The organism is Geodermatophilus sp. SYSU D00815, from assembly GCF_054050035.1.
The window spans coordinates 283,675-301,386 of the sequence record NZ_JBJGYO010000003.1 but is presented as its reverse complement, the minus strand read 5'-3'; the positions used below and the strand labels follow the sequence as shown (position 1 = coordinate 301,386).

Genomic DNA, 17,712 nt, shown 5'->3' with positions numbered 1-17,712 from the left:
GCCCCGCGGTGGGCCCTCGTGGCGCGCCGGCGTGGCCGGGGGTAGTGGGGGTCGGGGTGGGGGGGGGGCGGGGGCCCCCCCCCCCTCCCACTCCATCAGCGGCGGCGGCGGACGGCGAGCACGGCGAGCGCCGCCAGGACGACGAAGCCGGCCAGCTCCACCCAGAACGACTCCCACCAGAGCTGGGCCGCCGTCGTCTCCTTGAAGCCGAACAGGCCCACCCAGGTGGACACGAGGAGCGCCCCGAGGGTGCCGAGGCACAGCAGGGCGCCGAGCACCGCCGCCAGGGGCAGCAGCCGGGGCGGCGCGATGAGCACGAGCAGCGCCCCGCCGATGCCGAAGATGACGCTGGCCAGGAACGCCGGGCCGATGACCTCGATCGTGTCGTAGCCCTGCTGCCACAGGTACCAGTGGATCCAGGCCAGGCCGACCAGCGCCGCCGCGCCCAGCAGGCGCAGCACCCAGATCACCACCGTGGACGTGGTCCGTGCCGGTGCCGTCGCAGTGGTCATGCGGAACACCTCCCCTTTCAGGAGACGGTGACGTCGACCTCCATGCCCATGGCACGGTGGTTGCCGACCGAGCAGAAGAAGACGTAGGAGCCGGGCTCGAGTGCGACGGTGAAGGTGCTGGTCTCACCGGGGCCGATCACCTGGCTGCGCGCCACCTCGGCGCCGTCCTGCTCGACGACGACGTCGTGCGAGGCGTTGCCGGTGTTGGTGAGCGTGATCTCGTACTCGCCGGCGGCGAGGTCGGTGCTGTCCATCTCGTAGCCGAAGTCGATGGAGCTGACGGCCAGCGCCTGGGGCTGGGCCGGAACGCTCTCCGCCGGGGAGCTCTCGGTCGTCGCCGCGGCGCTGCTCGACGTGGTCTCGGCCGCGCTGCTGCTCGTGGTGGTGGAGGCCGCCTCGCCGCCGCCGCCGTCGTCGTCGCTCCCCCCGCAGGCCGAGAGCGTGCCCAGTGCCACGGCGAGCACCAGGGCGGCGGAGCGTCGGCGAACCTTGGTCACGGGTGCCTCCTCGCTGCGGGGCGGCCGGCGCCTGGCTGCGCGCGGTCCGCTGGGGCGAATACTGCAAGCTTGCAGGACCTTGCGGAACCCTGGAGGTCCTGTGAAGTCCGTGTGAGTGCCGCACGCGGGCCGGTCGAGCCGGAGTGCCCCGGCGTGGTCGCTCTCGGCAGGGGGCCCACGTCGACTTCACGCACGCGCGACCGCTCCGGGTTCACGAGCGCGGCCGTCGCCGGGGCCCCCGGCCCGGGTCAGGCCGAGGCCCCGGCGGCCAGGCCCGCCGTCGCCCGGCACCAGCCGACCACCAGGTCGAGCACCTCGGCGTCCACCGGCCGCCGCAGCTCCCGGCGGTACGCGCCCAGCGACGGCGCCCCGGGCTGCCGGCGCAGCGTGTGCGTCAGGTCGGGGACCCGGTGGACCGCCACCGGCCCGGGGACCGTCGAGGCGACGGTGTCCAGATCGCCCGGGTCGACCTGGAGGTCCTTGGCGCCGGTGACCGCCAGCACGGGGGCGGCGATCCGGCGCAGGTCCTCGCGCGGGTCGTGGTCGAGGAACTCGCGGGTCCACCGCGCGTTGAGCCGGGCCAGGCCGATGCGGGCGGTGTCGGTGGTGGTGGCGCGGATCCGCTCGTGGTTGCGGGCCACCTTGGCCTCGAGGTCGGTGCGGGTCAGCCGCAGCAGGCCGCGGACCGGCGCCGGGAGGGTCGGCGCGATCTGCCGGGCCTGCCAGCGCAGCAGCGCGTCGCCCGGCGTCGCCGACGCCGACAGCAGGACGACGCCGGCGACCGGGGCGCCGCGGGCGGCCAGCGCCGCGGCCAGCAGGGCACCCTCGCTGTGCCCGGCGAGCAGCAGCCGGGCGGGGTCGACCTCCGGGCGGGCGGCCAGCGCGTCCAGCGCCTCGCCCATGTCGTCGACGTTGTCGTGCAGGCCCGCGCGGCGCCAGTCGCCGGGGCTCGCGCCCACGCCCCGCTTGTCGTACCGCAGCGAGGCCAGCCCGCCCCCGGCCAGGGCGTGCGCCAGCTGGCGGGCGACGTCGAAGCGGGCGCGGCGGTGGTTGCTGTCGCGGTCGAGCGGTCCGGAGCCGGAGGCGATCAGCACCGCGGGCACCGGGCCGGGGCCGTCGGGGAGGGCGAGGGTGCCGGCCAGGCCGCCGGGGGTGGTGAGGGGCAGCTCGCGCACGTCAGCCCGCCATCTGCGCGGCGAGGGCCGCGGCGTCGTCGGCGCCGATGAGCAGGGTGTCGTAGCGCTGACCGGTCAGCTCGACCCGGACGGCGGGCTGGTCCCGGCGGATGCTGACCAGCGTGCGGGTGCCGCGCCGGCGCCAGGTGCCGATCTTGCGGACGCCGGGCAGGGCCAGCCCGGGGGCGCGCAGCCCGCGGAGCTCGGCGAGGGGGTCGGTCACCAGCGTGGCGCCGGTGACGGCGGAGCGGGGCACCTCGACGTCGCGGACGAGGCCGCCGAGCTTCTCCGCACGGGTGAAGGTGATCCGGAGGGTGTCGTCGGTCCGTTGCAGCGTGGCCATGCCTCCACTATTCTCAACAACGAGATTGTTGTCAAGCATGAGAACGGTGGCGCGCGATGGCCTCGGCGGACCTGCTCCTGCACCCGGTGCGCCTGCGTGTCGTGCAGGCCTTCCTCGGCGACCGCACGCTCACCACGGGCGACCTGCGGGCCGAGCTGCCCGACGTCCCGGCGGCCACGCTGTACCGGCACGTCGGCGTCCTGGCCGAGGCCGGGGTGCTGGAGGTCGTGGGCGAGCGCAGGGTGCGCGGCGCGGCCGAGCGCAGCTACCGGCTCGTCGACCGGGCGGCGTCGATGGGGGCCGCCGAGCTCGCGGGCATGTCGGGGGAGGACCACCGCCAGACGTTCGGCACGTTCGTCGCCGGCCTGCTGGCCGACTTCGACCGGTACCTCGCCGCCGCGGGCGAGCCGCCCGACCTCGCGCGCGACGGCGTCGGCTACCGCACGGTCGCCCTGTGGCAGACCGACGAGGAGTTCTCCTCGTTCGTGCTGGCGCTGCGCGCGCTGCTGATGGACCGCCTGGCGGCCGGCCCGGGGGAGGGCCGGCGCCGGCGGATCGTGCACGTCGTCCAGCTGCCCGGCAGCTGAGCCCGGTCAGCTCGTGCGGGCCGCCCTGCGGGCCTGGCGGCGGCCGACCTTCTCGGCCTTGCGCGCCCGCTTCTCGGCCTTGCGCACCGAGACGCTGGGGCCGCTGAGCCCGCGCAGGACGATGGACAGCCCGATGCCGGCCAGCCAGGCGTCCTTGGCCAGGCTCAGCCCCTCCTGGGTCGGGGCCAGGCTGCCCTCCTTGCGCATGCCCGGGGTGCGCAGGTACAGCCCGAGCAGGCCGCCGGAGAAGGCGGTCAGCGCCGTGCCGGCCACGACGGTCGGCACGAACGGGGTCAGCAGCGCCGCGCCGATGACGATCTCCGCCGTCGACAGGTACTTGACGAACTGCTGCGGCGGCACCGACTTCAGGAACGGGTAGGTCCCCGTCGCGAAGCCGTGCATGCCGGTGGCCGTGGCCTCGTCGGCCCCCCGCTTGCCGAGGCCGCTGTTGAGGATGAACGCGCCGGCCGACACGCGGGCCGGGATCTCCGAGAGGGTGATGGGCAGTGCCATGCGCGTGCAGTGCCCACCACCCGGCCGGTCAACCCACCGGTTCAGCGACCCCGGCGGGACCGGGCGCTGAACGCGGCCGCCGACGTCGTCCCCGCCCGCGCGGCGAGCTCCGCGCGGGTCCGGGCCGGGCCGGTCGGGCGGCCCGCGCCCGTCCCCGACCCCTGGGACGACGACCCGCCGCGGCGGCGCCGGCCGCCACCGGAACCCTGCGGCTGCGGGGCCGGCGCGGGCGCCGGCTCCACGCGCGGCGCGGCCGGGCCGGTCAGGTCGGTGATCTCGGGGGCGCCCGGCCGCACGGCGGTGACCGTCGGGCGGATGCCGGCCTGGCGGGCGAGCGTGCGGACCTCGCCGGCCTGGTCGGGCGTGCAGACCGTCACCACGGTGCCGCCGGCGCCGGCCCGCGCCGTCCGGCCGGAGCGGTGCAGGTAGGCCTTGTGCTCGGCCGGCGGGTCGACGTGCACGACCAGCGCGACGTCGTCGACGTGGATGCCGCGGGCGGCGATGTCGGTGGCGCACAGCACGCGCGTGCGGCCGGTGCTGAACGCCTCGAGGTTGCGCTCGCGGGCGTTCTGGCTGAGGTTGCCGTGCAGGTCGACGGCGGGGATCCCGGCGGCGGTCAGCTGCTTGGCCAGCTTCTTCGCCTGGTGCTTGGTGCGGGTGAACAGCACGCTGCGGCCCAGGCCGGAGGCGAGCTGGCGGACCACCTCGGCCTTGTCGGCGGCGGCCACCTGCAGCACGTGGTGGGTCATCGTCGCCACCGGCGCCACGGCCGGGTCGACCGAGTGCGTCGTCGGGGCGGTGAGGTAGCGCTTCACCAGGACGTCGACGCCGTTGTCGAGCGTGGCCGAGAACAGCAGCCGCTGGCCGCCCCCCGGCGTGCGGTCCAGCAGCCGCTTGACGCCGGGCAGGAAGCCGAGGTCGGCCATGTGGTCGGCCTCGTCGAGCACGGTGATCTCCACGGCGGAGAGGTCGGCGTGCCCCTGGCCGATGAGGTCCTCGAGCCGGCCCGGGCAGGCGACGAGCACGTCGATGCCGCCGGCGAGCGCCTGGACCTGCGGGTTCTGGCCGACCCCGCCGAAGACGGTGGTGGCCCTCATGCCGAGCGCCCGGGCCAGCGGCTCGACGGTGGCGAGGACCTGGTTGGCGAGCTCGCGCGTGGGGACGAGCACCAGCGCCCGCGGCCGCTTCGGCGTGCGCCGGCTGTCGGAGGCGGCGAGCCGGGCCACCAGCGGCAGGCCGAAGGCCAGCGTCTTGCCGGAGCCGGTGCGGCCGCGGCCGAGCACGTCGCGGCCGGCGAGGCTGTCGGGCAGCGTCGCGACCTGGATGGGGAACGGCGCGGTGATGCCGCTGGCGGCGAGCACCTCGACGAGCGGGGCGGGCACCCCGAGGGCCTCGAACGTGGTGTCGGTGGGGAGGACGGTGGCGATCTCGTCGCCGACCGGGAGGACGGGGGCCTCGACGGCGGTCTCGACCGGCGCGGTCCCGACGGGCGCGGGCTGGGCGGCCGGGCGGGGACCGCGGCCGCGGCCGCCGCGGCGACGGCGGTTGCGGGCGGGGCGGTCGGACTGCGGGGCAGGGTGGGTCACGGACTTCCTCGACGTCTCTGGTGGCCGTCGTCGTCCGCGGTGCAGCGCAGCGGGGATCGCGCGCCGGCGGAGGGACGTCGTACGGCCTGGCGCGCCTCGGTGGCGCTGCCCGGGCCCGACGTCGAGTCCTGCTCCGGATGAGCGAGGGCGGCGCCGGTCTCCCTACTCAACCAGACGCGGCGGTCAGGCAGTCCACCGGGCGGACGACGATCCGGTCACACCCCGGTAGGTCCGCCGGTAGGCGAGCGGGGAGACGCCCAGCGCCGCGCGCAGGTGCGCCCGCAGCGACGCCGGGGTGCCGAAGCCGGCCCGGGCCGCCACCTGGTCGACCGAGGCGTCGGTGGACTCCAGCAGGTGCCGGGCCAGCGACAGGCGCTGGGCGGCCAGCCAGCGCAGCGGCGAGACGCCGGTCTCCTCGCGGAACCGGCGGGTGAAGGTGCGCACGCTCGTGTGCGCGTGGGCGGCCAGGTCGGCCAGCGTCAGCGGCTCGCCGAGCCGGTCGAGGGCCCAGGCGCGGGTGGCCGCCGTCCCGCCGCCGTCGCCGGCGGGCACCGGCCGCTCGACGAACTGGGCCTGGCCGCCGTCGCGCCAGGGGGCGACGACGTTGCGCCGGGCCACCCGGTTGGCCACCGCGGTGCCGTGGTCGCGGCGCACCAGGTGCAGCAGCAGGTCGATGCCGGCCGCCACCCCGGCCGAGGTGAGCACGTCGCCGTCGTCGACGAAGAGCACGTCGGGGTCCAGGCGCACGGCCGGGAACACCCGCCGGAACTGGTCGGCGTCGCGCCAGTGCGTGGCGGCCGGCCGGCCGTCGAGCAGGCCGGCCGCCGCCAGCACCGAGGCCCCGGTGCACAGCGAGACCAGGCGCGCGTGCCCGGCCGCCTCGTGCAGGGCCGTGCGCAGCTCGTCGGGGATCGACCCCTGCTCCAGCGCCGGCCCGCCCTCCATCCCCGGGATCACCACGGTCCCGGCGCGCTCGAGCAGTGAGAGGTCGTGGTCGGGCTGGACGGCGAAGCCGTCCGAGGTCCGCACCGGCCCGCCGTCGAGGCTGCCCACGCGGACCCGGTACAGCGGCCGGCCCGTGTCGTCCTCGGCCAGTGCCAGCAGCCGGTGGGGGAGGCCGAGCTCGAGCGCGACCACGCGGTCGAGCGCCACGACGGCGACCTCGTGCGGTTCCCGCGCCATGGCCGGATCCTTGCACATGTTGGCCGCCCGGCCACTCGTCGCGCCCGGGGCCGTGCGGCATCCTCGACCGTCGTGAGGAGCACGACCGCGCGGACCCGCCGCGTCCACCCCGCCTGGTGGGTGGCCGCCGTGACGTTCCTCGCCATGGTGGGGGCGGCCGCGTTCCGCGCCGTCCCCGGGGTGCTCATCGACCCGCTGCACACCGAGTTCGGCTGGTCGGTGTCGACCATCTCCGCGGCCGTGGCCGTGAACATGGCGCTCTACGGGCTGACCGCGCCGTTCGCCGCCGCGCTCATGGAGCGCTTCGGCGTCCGCCGGGTGGTGGTGGGCGCGCTCGTGCTCACCGCGACCGGCAGCGGCCTGACCGTGTTCATGACGGCGAGCTGGCAGCTGCTCCTGCTGTGGGGCTTCCTGGTCGGCATCGGCACCGGCTCGATGGCGCTGGCCCTCGTCGCCACCGTGACCGGCCGCTGGTTCGTGGCCCGGCGCGGGCTGGTCAGCGGCATCCTCACCGCCGGTGGCGCCACCGGGCAGCTGGTCTTCCTGCCGCTGGTCGCCTGGGCCGACGGGCGCTGGGGGTGGCGGGCGGCGGCGCTGGGCACCACCGCGGCCGCCCTGGCCGTCGTCCCCCTGGTGGCGTGGCTGCTGCGCGACCGGCCGCGCGACGTGGGCGCCGTCCCCTACGGCGGCACCGCCGCCGACGACGTCGACCCGGTGCGCACCGGCGCGGCGCGCACCGCGCTGCGCGGGCTGGCCGACGCCGCGCGCAGCCGGGTCTTCTGGGTGCTCGCCGTGAGCTTCATGGTCTGCGGGGCCTCGACCAACGGCCTGGTGCAGCCGCACTTCATCCCGGCCGCGCACGACCACGGCATGCCGGTGACCACGGCGGCCGGCCTGCTGGCGGTGGTCGGCCTGTTCGACATCGCCGGGACGATCTTCTCGGGCTGGCTCACCGACCGGTTCGACCCGCGGCTGCTGCTGCTCACCTACTACCTGTTCCGCGGGCTGTCGCTGTTCCTGCTGCCGTCGCTGTTCGCGCCCGGCGTGGGGCTGTCGATGGTGGCGTTCATCGTCTTCTACGGCCTGGACTGGGTGGCCACCGTGCCGCCGACGCTGGCGCTGTGCCGCGAGCACTTCGGCGCCCGCGCGCCGGTGGTGTTCGGCTGGGTCTTCGCCTCCCACCAGGTCGGCTCGGCGGTGGCGGCGTTCGGCGGCGGCGTCGTCCGCGACCTGACCGGCTCCTACGACCCCGCCTGGTACGCCGCCGGGCTGCTCTGCCTGCTGGCCGCGGCGCTGTCGATCTCGATCCGCCGCGGTCCGCGGGACGGCTCGTTCGCCGGCCTGCCGCCGTCCCCGGTCCAGGCGGCCGCCGCCACCACGCACGGCTGAGGCCCCGCTGCCCGCCCGCGCAGCGCGAGCGGCGGCCCCTGCAGGGGCCTCAGGTGAGGGCGGGATCGACGCTGCGGCCGCGGATCAGGTCGGCCGCCCGCTCGGCGATCATGATCGTCGGGGCGTTCGTGTTGCCGCGCACCAGCGTCGGCATCACCGAGGCGTCGACCACCCGCAGCCCCTCGAGGCCGTGCACCCTCAGCCGGGGGTCGACGACGGCGAGGTCGTCGACGCCCATGCGGCACGAGCTGACCGGGTGGTAGAGCGACTCGAGGGTCTCGCGGACCTTCGACCGCAGCGCCGCGCGGCCCGACACGGTGCCGCCGGGTGACCACTCCTCGGCCAGCACCGACGCCAGCGGCGCGGCCGAGGCCAGCTCCCGGGCCTTCTCCACCCCGGCGACGAGCGCGTCGAGGTCGCGCTCGTCGGTGAGGTAGCCGGCGTCGATCGCCGGCGCCCAGGTGGGGTCGGCCGAGCGCAGCCGCACCGAGCCGCGGGAGTGCACGCGCACCAGCACCGTGGCCGCGGTGAAGGCGTCGACGTCGGGGTCGACCTCGGCCTGCCGCCAGAACTTGACCGGCAGGAAGTGGTACTGCAGGTCGGGCTCGGCGAGGTCGTCGCGGGAGCGGGTGAACAGCCCGGCCTCGGCCAGGTTCGACGTCAGCGGGCCGCGGCGGGCGCCGAACCACTGCGCGTACCCCGCCGGCGACTCGGCCCGGAACAGCGACCTGCCGCTGCGCACGTGCCAGATGACCGGGACCAGCGGGTGGTCCTGCAGCCCCTGGCCGACGCCGGGCAGGTCGTGGACGACGTCGACGCCGACCTCGCGCAGGTGGTCGGCCGGGCCGATGCCCGAGAGCAGGAGCAGCTGCGGCGAGTTGACCGCGCCGCCGGCCAGCACCACCTCGGCCGCGGCGCGGGCGGTGTGCAGCGCGCCGCCGCGGCGGTACTCGACCCCGGTCGCCCGGCCGCCCTCGACCAGCACGCGGGTCGCCTGCGCGCCGGTCAGCACGGTCAGGTTGGGCCGGTCGAGCGCCGGCTTCAGGTAGGCGTCGGCCGCCGACCAGCGCCGGCCGCGCCGCTGGGTGACCTGGTAGAAGCCGACGCCCTCCTGCGTGGCGCCGTTGAAGTCGTCGTTGCGCGGGTAGCCGGCCGCCACCGCGGCCTGGACGACGGCGCGGCTCCACCGGTGCGGCGAGCGCAGGTCCTCGACGCGCAGCGGGCCGCCGACGCCGTGGTGCTCGCTCGCGCCGCGGGCGTTGTCCTCCGTGCGCGTGAACAGCGGCAGCACGTGGTCGTAGGACCAGGAGTCGTCGCCGGTGAGCTTGGCCCACTCGTCGTAGTCGGCCGCCGCGCCGCGGATGTAGATCATCGCGTTGAACGACGACGAGCCGCCGAGCATCTTGCCGCGCGGCCAGAACAGCCGGCGGCCGCCGAGGCCCGGCTGCGGCTCGGTGGTGTAGTTCCAGTCCCGGCGGGTGCGCCAGAGCTTGTACAGCGCCGCCGGGATCCTCACCTCGAGCACGTCGTCGGAGCCGCCGGCCTCCAGCAGCAGCACCCGCAGCGACGGGTCCTCCGACAGCCGGCCGGCCAGCGTCGACCCGGCCGAGCCGGCTCCGACGACGACGACGTCGTGCTCCACCGGGACGGCCACATCGGTGGTCACCGGTGGCGCCCGTGCACGAGGCCCACCACCCGGGCGAGGGCGTCGGCGGCCCGGGCCGGCCGGCCGAAGCTCATCAGGTTCACCGGCAGCGGGACCCGCTGGCGGGTGATGGCCTTGGCGCGGGTGAACTCCTTGAGCCCGTCCTCGCCGTGGATGCGGCCGAAGCCGCTGTCGCCCACGCCGCCGAACGGCAGCGCCGGCACCGAGGCGAAGGTGAGCACCGAGTTCACGCTCGTCATGCCGCTGCGCATGCGCCGGGCGAGGTCCATCGCCCTGCTCCTGGACCGCGAGAACACCGCGCCGGCCAGCCCGTAGGTGGTGGCGTTGGTGCGCACGAGGGCCTCCTCGGCGTCGCGCACCTTCGTGATGGTCAGCGTCGGGCCGAAGGTCTCCTCGCGCACCGCGGCGGAGGTCTCGGGCACGTCGACCAGCACGGTGGGGGCGATGAGCCCGCCGTCGACGGTGCCGCCGACCAGGGCCCGGCCGCCGTTCGCCGTCGCGTCCTCGAGGTGGCGCTTCACGACGTCGGCCTGCGCGGCCATGGTCATCGGCCCGTAGGCGGCGTCGTCGTCCGACCCCGGCCGCAGGCCCTCGACCTTCCGGCGCACCTCGGCGACGAAGGAGTCGTAGACCTTCTCGGTGGCGTAGACCCGCTCGATGCCGATGCAGGTCTGCCCGGCGTTGCTCAGCCCGCCCCAGACCGCGGCGTCGGCGGCCGCGGCGACGTCGGCGTCGTCGTCGACGATCATCGCGTCCTTGCCGCCGAGCTCCATGAGCACCGGCACCAGGTTCTCCGCGCAGGCGGCCATGACCTTCCTGCCGGTGGGGGCCGAGCCGGTGAAGGCGACCTTGTCGACCCCGGCACGGCAGAGCGCGCCCCCGGTCTCGCCGAACCCGGTGACCACCTGGAAGGCGTCGGCGGCGTCGGGGACGGCGGCGCGCCACGCGGCGGCCAGCCAGGCCCCGACGGCGGGGGTGTGCTCCGACGGCTTGAAGACGACGGCGTTGCCCGCCGCGAGCGCGTAGGCGATCGAGCCCATGGGCGTGAAGACCGGGTAGTTCCACGGGCCGATCACGCCGATCACCCCGAGCGGCTGGTACTCCAGGTAGGCGGCGTGGTTGGCGGCGAGCAGCCCGGCCGGCACCCGGCGGGGGCCCAGCACCTTGCGGGCGTGGCCGCCGGCCCAGGCCAGGTGGTCGACCGCCAGGGTGATCTCGAGGATCGCGTCGGCGTGCGGCTTGCCGTTCTCGCGGTGCACCAGGTCGGCCAGCTCGTGCATCCGCCGGGCCAGGTAGCCGCGGTAGGCGGCCAGCCGCTGCCGGCGGCCGTCGTGGCCGAGCGCGCCCCACGCGTCGGCGGCCGGACGGGCGCGCTCGACGGTCTCGCGGACGGCGACGGCGTCGTGCACGGGGAAGACCCCGACGACCGCGCCGGTGGCCGGGTCGGTGGACTCGAACGTCTCGGTGGTGGCGTGCCGGTCGACCGTGCCGGCGTCGGCGGCGGTGACCGTGCCCATCTGCTCCGCGAGCGACATGTGGCGGAGGTTACCCGGCAAGTTACCGGCGCGTAGGGTCAGCGTCCGGGCCGGCGGTCAGGACGCGCGCTCGGCCTCCAGCGTCTCCCGGTCCAGCTCCAGGACGTCGGCGGCGGCCACGACGATGTTGGGATCGGGGCGGCCGACCACGGCGTCGTCCTTGCCCTCGTAGTCGGAGCGGCAGAGCAGGTACCGCATGGCCTCCAGCCGGGCGCGCTTCTTGTCGTTGCTCTTGATCACCGTCCACGGCGCCCAGGGGGTGTCGGTGGCGGCGAACATCGCCTCCTTGGCCTCGGTGTAGTCGTCCCACCGGTCCAGCGAGGCCAGGTCGGTGGGGGAGAGCTTCCACTGCCGCACCGGGTCGAGCTGGCGGACGATGAACCGGGTGCGCTGCTCGCGGCGCGAGACCGAGAACCAGAACTTGACCAGGCAGATGCCGCTGTCGACCAGCATCCGCTCGAACTCGGGCGCCTGGCGGACGAAGCGCTGGTACTGCTCGTCGGTGGCGTAGCCCATGACCCGCTCGACGCCGGCGCGGTTGTACCAGGAGCGGTCGAAGAGCACGATCTCCCCGGCCGCGGGCAGGTGCTGCACGTAGCGCTGGAAGTACCACTGGGTCTGCTCGCGCTCGCTGGGCTTGTCCAGCGCCACGACCCGGGCGCCGCGCGGGTTGAGGTGCTCGGTGAAGCGCTTGATCGTGCCGCCCTTGCCGGCCGCGTCGCGGCCCTCGAACAGGATGACGACCTGCTGGCCGGTGTCCTTGACCCAGCCCTGGAAGCGCAGCAGCTGGATCTGCAGCCGGCGCTTCTCCCGCTCGTACGCCCGCCGCGGCAGCTTCTCGTCGTACGGGTAGCCCTCTCGCCAGGTCTCGACCAGCCGGCCGTCGGGACCGTAGAGGGCGCCGTCGTCGTCCCAGTCCTCGTCGGAGTCCTCGTCGGGCAGCGCCTGGAGGCGGTACTGCGAGAGGTCCACGGTGGAGGCGAGGGGCGGGGCGTCGGTGCTCACGTCGGCGCAGTACCCCGGGGCGGGCGCTGCGATGCTGTCGCCGTGCCCGACCCCTTCGACACCGCGGGGACCCGGCGGCGGGTGCTCGCGGCGTGGGCCGCCAGCCCGCCCCGGTTCCGCGAGGACGCCAACGCCGAGGAGGACCTGGTCCGCGGCGGCTACCGCGACCGGCTGCTGGTCGAGCTGGCGCAGAACGCCGCCGACGCCGCCGTCCGGGCCGGCGTGCGCGGTGTGCTGCGGCTGGAGCTGACCGGCGACGAGCTGCGGGCGGCCAACACCGGCGCCCCGCTCGACGCCGACGGGGTGCAGGCGCTGGCGACGCTGCGGGCCAGCGCCAAGCGGGACGGGCCGGCGACGGTGGGCCGCTTCGGCGTCGGCTTCGCGGCCGTGCTCGCGGTCAGCGACGAGCCGGCCGTGGTCTCGAGCTCTGGCGGGGTGGCGTTCAGCGCGGACCGCACGCGCGCCGAGGTGGCCGCCGTCCCCTCGCTGGCCGGCGAGCTGGCCCGCCGCGACGGCGCGGTGCCGGTGCTGCGGCTGCCCTGGCCGGCCGCCGGGTCACCGCCCGAGGGCTTCGCCACCGAGGTCGTGCTGCCGCTGCGCCCGGGCGCGCGGGAGGCCGTCGCCGCCGCGCTCGACGCCCTCGAGCCGGAGCTGCTGCTGGCCCTGCCGGGCCTCGACCGCGTCGACGTCGTCGCCGGCGCCGCCGTCCGCACCCTCACCTGCGAGCTCTCCGCACCGAGAGCCCGGCTGTCGGACGGCGAGCGGACGACGGTCTGGCAGGTGGCGCGGCGGTCGGGGGAGCTGCCGGCCGAACTGGTCGCCGAGCGGCCGGTGGAGGAGCGCGAGCGGCGCGGCTGGACGGTCACCTGCGCCGTCCCGCTCGACGAGGACCGCCCCCGGCCGCTGCCCGGCCGGCAGGTGGTGCACGCGCCCACCCCCAGCGACGAACCGCTGTCGCTGCCGGTGCGGCTGATCGCCCCGTTCCCGCTCGGCCCCGACCGCCGCCACGTGCTGCCCGGCGCGGTCACCGACGCCCTCGTGGCCGCCGCCGCCGACACCTGCGCCGACCTGGTGGCCGCGCTTCCCCGCGACGCCGCCGTCCTCGGGCTCGTGCCGCGGGTCGGGCTGGCCGCGGCCGAGCTCGACGCCGCCCTGGCGACCGCGGTGCTCGACCGGCTGCGCGCCCTCGCCTGGCTGCCGGTGGCCGGCGACGACGAGGCGGTGCAGCCGCCCGGCCGCGCCGCGGCGCTCGACGACCCGGCCGAGGCGAGGGTGGCCGCGCTGGTCGGCGTCGTCCCCGGGCTGCTGCCCGCGGCGTGGTCCCGGCGCACCGACGCGCCCGTCCTCGCCGCGCTGGGCGTGCGGCGGACCGGGCTCGCCGACGTGGTGGAGGCGGTGCGCGGGGTGGACCGCCCGCCGGCCTGGTGGGCCGCGCTGTACGCGGCGTTCGCCGACGCCGACCGCGAGGAGCTCGGCGCGCTGCCGGTGCCGCTCGCCGACGGGCGGACCGCGCACGGCGCCGCCGGTGTGCTGCTGCCCGAGGAGGGCCTGCCGGTGGCGCGGCTGGCCCCGCTCGGACTGCGGGTCGCGCACCCCGAGGCGGTGGCGGCCCCGCCGGCGCGCCGGCTGCTCGAACGGCTCGGGGCGCGCCCGGCCACGGCCGCCGCGGTGCTCGCCGACCCGGCCGTGCGGGCCGTGGTCGAGCGCTCGGTGGACGCGGTCGACGAGGGCGAGGTCGAGGACCCCGCGGCGCTGGCCGGGGCCGTCCTGGCGCTGGTCGCCGCGGCGGGCACCGCCCCCGGCGAGCTGCCGTGGCTGGCCGACCTGGCCCTCCCCGACGCCGACGGCGGCTGGGCGCCCGCCGGCGAGCTCGTGCTGCCCGGCTCCCCGCTGGCCGCCGTGCTCGCCGACGGCGCGCTGGGGCTGCTCGACCCGCGCTTCGCGGCCGACCGCGCGGCGCTGCGGGCGGTCGGCGTCCTCGACACCTTCGCGCTGGTCACCGCCGAGGACCCCGACGACCTCGACGTCGACGGCGCCGAGGAGTGGACCGACGCCGTCCTGGACCGGCTCCCGCCCGGCGCGCTCCCGCCGCGGTGGCCGGCGCTGACCGCCGTCCGCGACCTCGAGCTCGTCGTCGACTGGGCCGGCGCGCTGCCGCTTCTGGCCGCCCTGCCCACGCCGGCCTGGGCCGACGTGCACCTGGACGACGTCGCCGTCCCGTCGTACCTGCGCTGGTGGCTGTCGACCCGCCCGGTGCTCGGCGGACGGCGACCCGACCGGCTCCGGGACCCGCGGGCGCCGGAGCTGCAGGGACTGTACGAACCGGCCGAGGCCGATCCGGCGCTGCTCGACCTGCTGCGGCCGCCGGCGACGGTGGGCGACGTCCTCGCCGACGTCGACGCCGCGCTCGACCTGCTCGAGCGGCTTGGCGACCCGGCGCGCACCGTGCGCCCGCACGTGCTGCGCACGGTCCACGCCCGGCTGGCCGAGGCGCTCGACGGGGTCGACGTCCCGCCGCCGGAGCGGGTGCGGGTCGCCCCGGACCGGGTGGTCGAGGACGCCGTCGTGCTCGACGCCCCGTGGGTGCAGCCGCTGGTCGACGCGCCGCTGGTGCCGGCCGGCGGAGCACCGGAGGCGGTCGCCGACCTGCTCGACCTGCCGCTGGCCAGCGAGCTGGTGAGCGGCCGGCCGGACGGCGCGCCGCAGCGGCGGCTGCCCTGGCGGGACGTCCCCGGCGCGGCGCTGGCGGCCGCCCGGCTCGGCGTCGACGAGCTCGACGGCGAGGTCGCCGTGCACGCGCCGCTCACCGTCGGTGGCCGCCCGGTGGCCTGGTGGCCGGGGGCGGACGCCGACGCCGTGGACGGGACGTCGGACGCGCTCGGTCGGGCGCTGGCCTGGCGGGCGGCCGCGTGGCCGCTCCGCCAGGCCCTGGCCGAGGCGTTCGCGCACCCCGACCGCGCCGGCCGGCTGGCCGCCGAGGACGGCGTGGCGGGCTGACCCCACCGGCAGGTGCGGCGACGACCCGGTGATCGACCGCGTCCGTCAGTGCCAGCGGGGCGCGGCCATCGCCCCGGGCGCGTGCCCGTGGCCGTTGGACGACCGGCCGCCCGGGCGGCGCGATGCCGGCGCCCCGGGCGCCGGCGCCCGTCCGGCCGTGGTCCAGCACCGGTGCAGCGCCAGCCACTGCTCGGCGGTGAGGGTCCCGGGGCGGGCGGTCGGCGGCAGCCCCTGCGCGTGCAGCCAGCGGATGCCGGCGGTACCGGGCAGGGCGGCACGGAGGGCCGGGCCGAGCGACGACGAGGCGAGCACGGTCGAGGTGAGCCGGTCGAAGCCGGCGGCCTCGTCGGCGGGGAGGGCGGCGCGCGCGATCGCGGCGGCGCCGTCGGCGGGGGAGTGGGCAGGGCGTGACAAGGCGGGCCTCCTGCGGGCAGGCGCGGGCCCGGGCGCGCGAGGACGTGCGACGACCCGGGAGAGGGGAGGAGCGAGGGCCGGCTACCAGGGGTGCCGGCGGGAGCGGCTCAGCGGGCCGCTCGGCGCGAGCCGTTCAGGAACGGCGCAGCCGCAGGGAGTTCCACACGCCGGGCACGCTAGGTCGTCGCCGCGCCGGCTGTCGAACGGATTACCGGCCGGCCTTGCGGGCCTGGTGCGCCTCCCACCGCTCGCGGTCGCGGGCCCGGGCCTCCTTGGTCCGCTCCCGCTTGGCGGCCCGCCTGCGGGCCCGGGCGAGCTCGCGCTGCTCGAACGTCGAGTGGTTCTCCCAGTCGCCGCTGACGGCGGCCACGACGACCAGCGTGGCGGCGAAGATGCCCACGCACGCGGCCAGGACCGGGTGCAGCAGCCAGAACGCCAGGCCGGTGAGCACGGCCCAGACGGCACCTCCGAGCAGCCAGCGTCTCGCCACGCATCCAGTATCCGCGACGGCCGTCCGCGCACGGATCGGTGGTGCGCAACCCACCTCGCGGCGGTCCCTTGCGGGGGAGTGATCAGGTCCGTACCGTCGGGGCAGCGGTTCAACCACCAGCCGTGCACTGCCAGTGTCGAGTCGTCCGTCGTCCCCGACGCCGATCGCTCCCCATTGGTCCGGACCTCGAGGTGAAGAGGTGCACGTGACCGCAACACTCGACCCGCCCTCCGGCGACCTGCTCGCGCTCAGCTCGACGGTCGTCGGCGCCACGGCCCACGTCTCCACCGTCGGCGAGGTCGACTCCTCGTCGGCCCCCGAGCTGCGCGCCGAGCTCGACCGGCTGCTCGACGGCGGCGCCCGCGAACTCGTCGTCGACCTCACCGCCGTGACCTTCCTCGACTCCGCCGGCCTCTGCGTCCTCGCGGCCGTCCACCGCCGCGCCGTCGCCGACGGCGTCCGCCTGCGCGTCCTCGCGTCCAGCCGGGCCGTCGTCCGCCCGATGCAGATCACCGGCCTGTTCGACCTGCTCGCCGTCGAGGTCGTCCAGGGCGCCGCCCGCCCCGCCTAGGCATCCCGGGCTCCCCACCGCGGGTGGCGGCGCCGCGTTGGCGGCCCGCCGTCCGCTGCATCGGTGTGCGCTGGTCCGGTCGGCGGCACTCCCGCTGGCCCGTCGGCGGCCGCCCGCGCGGACGGATCACGGCGGTGTAACGAATGCACTCACTGGAGTGACTACACCCTTCCAGCGGACGTCTTCGTCACCTTAGTGTCGCGGCTCACACGAGGAGAGTGACCCCGGTCACTCTCGTTGCCAGCTGCAACGTTCGGCACGAGGGGCGGTCGGTGCTCGCAGTCCAGAACCTCGAGGTCGTCTACGACGACGTGGTCCTCGTCCTGCGCGGGGTCAGCCTGGAGATCCCCGACAAGCAGGTCGTCACGCTGCTGGGGGCCAACGGGTCGGGCAAGACGACGTTGCTGCGTGCCCTGTCGGGGCTGCTCGACATCCACCACGGCGAGGTCACCCGCGGCCGGATCACGCTCGACGGCGACCGCATCGACCACCTCGACCCCCAGCAGATCGTCGCCCGGGGGATCAGCCAGGTGCTGGAGGGGCGCCGGGTCTTCGCCGAGTTCACCGTCGAGGAGAACCTCCGGATCGGCGCGCACACCAAGCCCAAGCAGCGCGCCGCCAACCTGGAGCGCGTCTTCGACCTGTTCCCGCGGTTGCTGGAGCGGCGCACCCAGACGGCCGGCTACCTCTCCGGCGGCGAGCAGCAGATGCTGGCCATGGGCCGCGCGCTGATGAGCGACCCGCGGTACCTGCTGCTCGACGAGCCCAGCCTCGGCCTCGCGCCGCAGCTGGTCGGCTCGATCCGCGACCTGATCACGGCGATAAACGAGCAGGGCACCACGGTGCTGCTGGTGGAGCAGAACGCCTCGATGGCGCTGTCGATCGCCGACCACGGCTACGTGCTCGAGAACGGGCGGGTCGTGATGGACAAGCCCGCCGCCGCCCTGCGCGACGACGAGGACATCCAGGAGTTCTACCTGGGGCTGGGCGCGGAGGGCACCGAGCGCTCGTTCCGGGACGTCAAGCACTACCGGCGGCGGAAGCGGTGGCTGTCGTGAGCGGACCGGGGCGTGAGCATCGCAGCGAGGGACGAGCGAGGAGCGGAGCGCCCCGCGGGAGCGAACGGGGGACGTCGTGAGCGGACCGGGGCGTGAGCATCGCAGCGAGGGACGAGCGAGGAGCGGAGCGCCCCGCGGGAGCGAACGGGGGACGTCGTGAGCGGACCGGGGCGTGAGCATCGCAGCGAGGGA

Annotated in this window: 17 protein-coding genes; 5 read left to right on the top strand and 12 right to left on the bottom strand. The window is 76.5% G+C overall.

Annotated elements, in window-relative coordinates:
• Positions 1-95: 95 nt before the first annotated feature.
• From ACI78S_RS06010 to ACI78S_RS05995, 4 genes are all read right to left on the bottom strand, one after another.
• Positions 96-512 carry a hypothetical protein gene (locus ACI78S_RS06010; protein WP_456971317.1) on the bottom strand — a complete coding sequence of 139 codons (417 nt, stop codon included), beginning with the start codon at positions 510-512 and terminating at the stop codon, positions 96-98.
• 17 nt (positions 513-529) lie between these two features.
• Positions 530-1,009, bottom strand: a complete 480-nt coding sequence (locus tag ACI78S_RS06005) for a cupredoxin domain-containing protein (RefSeq protein WP_456971316.1) — start codon at positions 1,007-1,009, stop codon at positions 530-532.
• A 248-nt stretch (positions 1,010-1,257) separates the two neighbouring features.
• Positions 1,258-2,184 carry an alpha/beta hydrolase family protein gene (locus tag ACI78S_RS06000; protein ID WP_456971315.1) on the bottom strand — a complete coding sequence of 309 codons (927 nt, stop codon included), beginning with the start codon at positions 2,182-2,184 and terminating at the stop codon, positions 1,258-1,260.
• Between the two features lies 1 nt (position 2,185).
• On the bottom strand, positions 2,186-2,527 hold the full coding sequence (locus ACI78S_RS05995) for a hypothetical protein (RefSeq protein WP_456971314.1): 342 nt from the start codon (positions 2,525-2,527) through the stop codon (positions 2,186-2,188).
• 56 nt (positions 2,528-2,583) lie between these two features.
• On the opposite strand from ACI78S_RS05995, the gene ACI78S_RS05990 reads away from it, so the two are divergent.
• On the top strand, positions 2,584-3,114 hold the full coding sequence (locus ACI78S_RS05990) for a helix-turn-helix domain-containing protein (RefSeq protein ID WP_456971313.1): 531 nt from the start codon (positions 2,584-2,586) through the stop codon (positions 3,112-3,114).
• Positions 3,115-3,120: 6 nt separating this feature from the next.
• Here ACI78S_RS05990 and ACI78S_RS05985 read toward each other — a convergent pair whose 3' ends face one another.
• From ACI78S_RS05985 to ACI78S_RS05975, 3 genes are all read right to left on the bottom strand, one after another.
• Positions 3,121-3,627, bottom strand: a complete 507-nt coding sequence (locus tag ACI78S_RS05985) for a hypothetical protein (protein WP_456971312.1) — start codon at positions 3,625-3,627, stop codon at positions 3,121-3,123.
• 41 nt (positions 3,628-3,668) lie between these two features.
• Positions 3,669-5,213: a DEAD/DEAH box helicase gene (locus tag ACI78S_RS05980; protein WP_456971311.1), complete on the bottom strand. Its 1,545-nt coding sequence runs from the start codon at positions 5,211-5,213 to the stop codon at positions 3,669-3,671.
• 183 nt (positions 5,214-5,396) lie between these two features.
• Positions 5,397-6,395 carry a GlxA family transcriptional regulator gene (locus ACI78S_RS05975; protein ID WP_456971310.1) on the bottom strand — a complete coding sequence of 333 codons (999 nt, stop codon included), beginning with the start codon at positions 6,393-6,395 and terminating at the stop codon, positions 5,397-5,399.
• 72 nt (positions 6,396-6,467) lie between these two features.
• On the opposite strand from ACI78S_RS05975, the gene ACI78S_RS05970 reads away from it, so the two are divergent.
• Entirely contained in the window at positions 6,468-7,784 is a 1,317-nt protein-coding gene (locus ACI78S_RS05970) for an MFS transporter (protein WP_456971309.1), read from the top strand.
• A 49-nt stretch (positions 7,785-7,833) separates the two neighbouring features.
• Here the strand turns inward: ACI78S_RS05970 and ACI78S_RS05965 are convergent, their stop codons facing one another.
• Genes ACI78S_RS05965 through ppk2 form a run of 3 tightly spaced genes read right to left on the bottom strand, consistent with a single transcriptional unit; the run spans position 7,834 to position 11,990 of the window.
• A complete protein-coding gene (locus ACI78S_RS05965) occupies positions 7,834-9,450 on the bottom strand; it encodes a GMC family oxidoreductase (RefSeq protein WP_456971308.1) in 1,617 nt (538 codons plus the stop codon).
• Positions 9,447-10,985: an aldehyde dehydrogenase family protein gene (locus tag ACI78S_RS05960; RefSeq protein WP_456971307.1), complete on the bottom strand. Its 1,539-nt coding sequence runs from the start codon at positions 10,983-10,985 to the stop codon at positions 9,447-9,449. The genes ACI78S_RS05965 and ACI78S_RS05960 overlap by 4 nt, the downstream gene beginning before the upstream one ends.
• 57 nt (positions 10,986-11,042) lie before the next feature.
• On the bottom strand, positions 11,043-11,990 hold the full coding sequence (gene ppk2 / locus ACI78S_RS05955) for a polyphosphate kinase 2 (RefSeq protein WP_456971306.1): 948 nt from the start codon (positions 11,988-11,990) through the stop codon (positions 11,043-11,045).
• A gap of 42 nt (positions 11,991-12,032) precedes the next feature.
• On the opposite strand from ppk2, the gene ACI78S_RS05950 reads away from it, so the two are divergent.
• A complete protein-coding gene (locus ACI78S_RS05950; protein ID WP_456971305.1) occupies positions 12,033-14,987 on the top strand; it encodes a sacsin N-terminal ATP-binding-like domain-containing protein in 2,955 nt (984 codons plus the stop codon).
• 45 nt (positions 14,988-15,032) lie between these two features.
• Here the strand turns inward: ACI78S_RS05950 and ACI78S_RS05945 are convergent, their stop codons facing one another.
• Both ACI78S_RS05945 and ACI78S_RS05940 read right to left on the bottom strand, forming a co-directional pair.
• On the bottom strand, positions 15,033-15,401 hold the full coding sequence (locus ACI78S_RS05945) for a hypothetical protein (protein ID WP_456971304.1): 369 nt from the start codon (positions 15,399-15,401) through the stop codon (positions 15,033-15,035).
• Between the two features lie 208 nt (positions 15,402-15,609).
• Positions 15,610-15,891 carry a hypothetical protein gene (locus tag ACI78S_RS05940; RefSeq protein ID WP_456971303.1) on the bottom strand — a complete coding sequence of 94 codons (282 nt, stop codon included), beginning with the start codon at positions 15,889-15,891 and terminating at the stop codon, positions 15,610-15,612.
• A gap of 205 nt (positions 15,892-16,096) precedes the next feature.
• On the opposite strand from ACI78S_RS05940, the gene ACI78S_RS05935 reads away from it, so the two are divergent.
• Together ACI78S_RS05935 and ACI78S_RS05930 are read left to right on the top strand one after the other, a co-directional pair.
• The gene (locus ACI78S_RS05935) at positions 16,097-16,462 is read left to right on the top strand and encodes an STAS domain-containing protein (protein ID WP_456971302.1); all 366 of its coding nucleotides are present in this window, start codon (positions 16,097-16,099) and stop codon (positions 16,460-16,462) included.
• Between the two features lie 272 nt (positions 16,463-16,734).
• Complete coding sequence (locus ACI78S_RS05930) at positions 16,735-17,520, top strand: ABC transporter ATP-binding protein (protein ID WP_456971301.1); 786 nt, start codon at positions 16,735-16,737, stop codon at positions 17,518-17,520.
• The last annotated feature ends 192 nt before the right edge of the window (positions 17,521-17,712 follow it).

What these genes read in the sequence shown, in the direction of transcription:
- ACI78S_RS05960 (WP_456971307.1), bottom strand. Translation starts at nt 10,985, where the DNA reads ATGTCGCTCGCGGAGCAGATGGGCACGGTCACCGCCGCCGACGCCGGC.
- ACI78S_RS05975 (WP_456971310.1), bottom strand. Translation starts at nt 6,395, where the DNA reads ATGGCGCGGGAACCGCACGAGGTCGCCGTCGTGGCGCTCGACCGCGTG.
- ACI78S_RS05985 (WP_456971312.1), bottom strand. Translation starts at nt 3,627, where the DNA reads ATGGCACTGCCCATCACCCTCTCGGAGATCCCGGCCCGCGTGTCGGCC.
- ACI78S_RS05995 (WP_456971314.1), bottom strand. Translation starts at nt 2,527, where the DNA reads ATGGCCACGCTGCAACGGACCGACGACACCCTCCGGATCACCTTCACC.
- ACI78S_RS05990 (WP_456971313.1), top strand. Translation starts at nt 2,584, where the DNA reads ATGGCCTCGGCGGACCTGCTCCTGCACCCGGTGCGCCTGCGTGTCGTG.
- ACI78S_RS06010 (WP_456971317.1), bottom strand. Translation starts at nt 512, where the DNA reads ATGACCACTGCGACGGCACCGGCACGGACCACGTCCACGGTGGTGATC.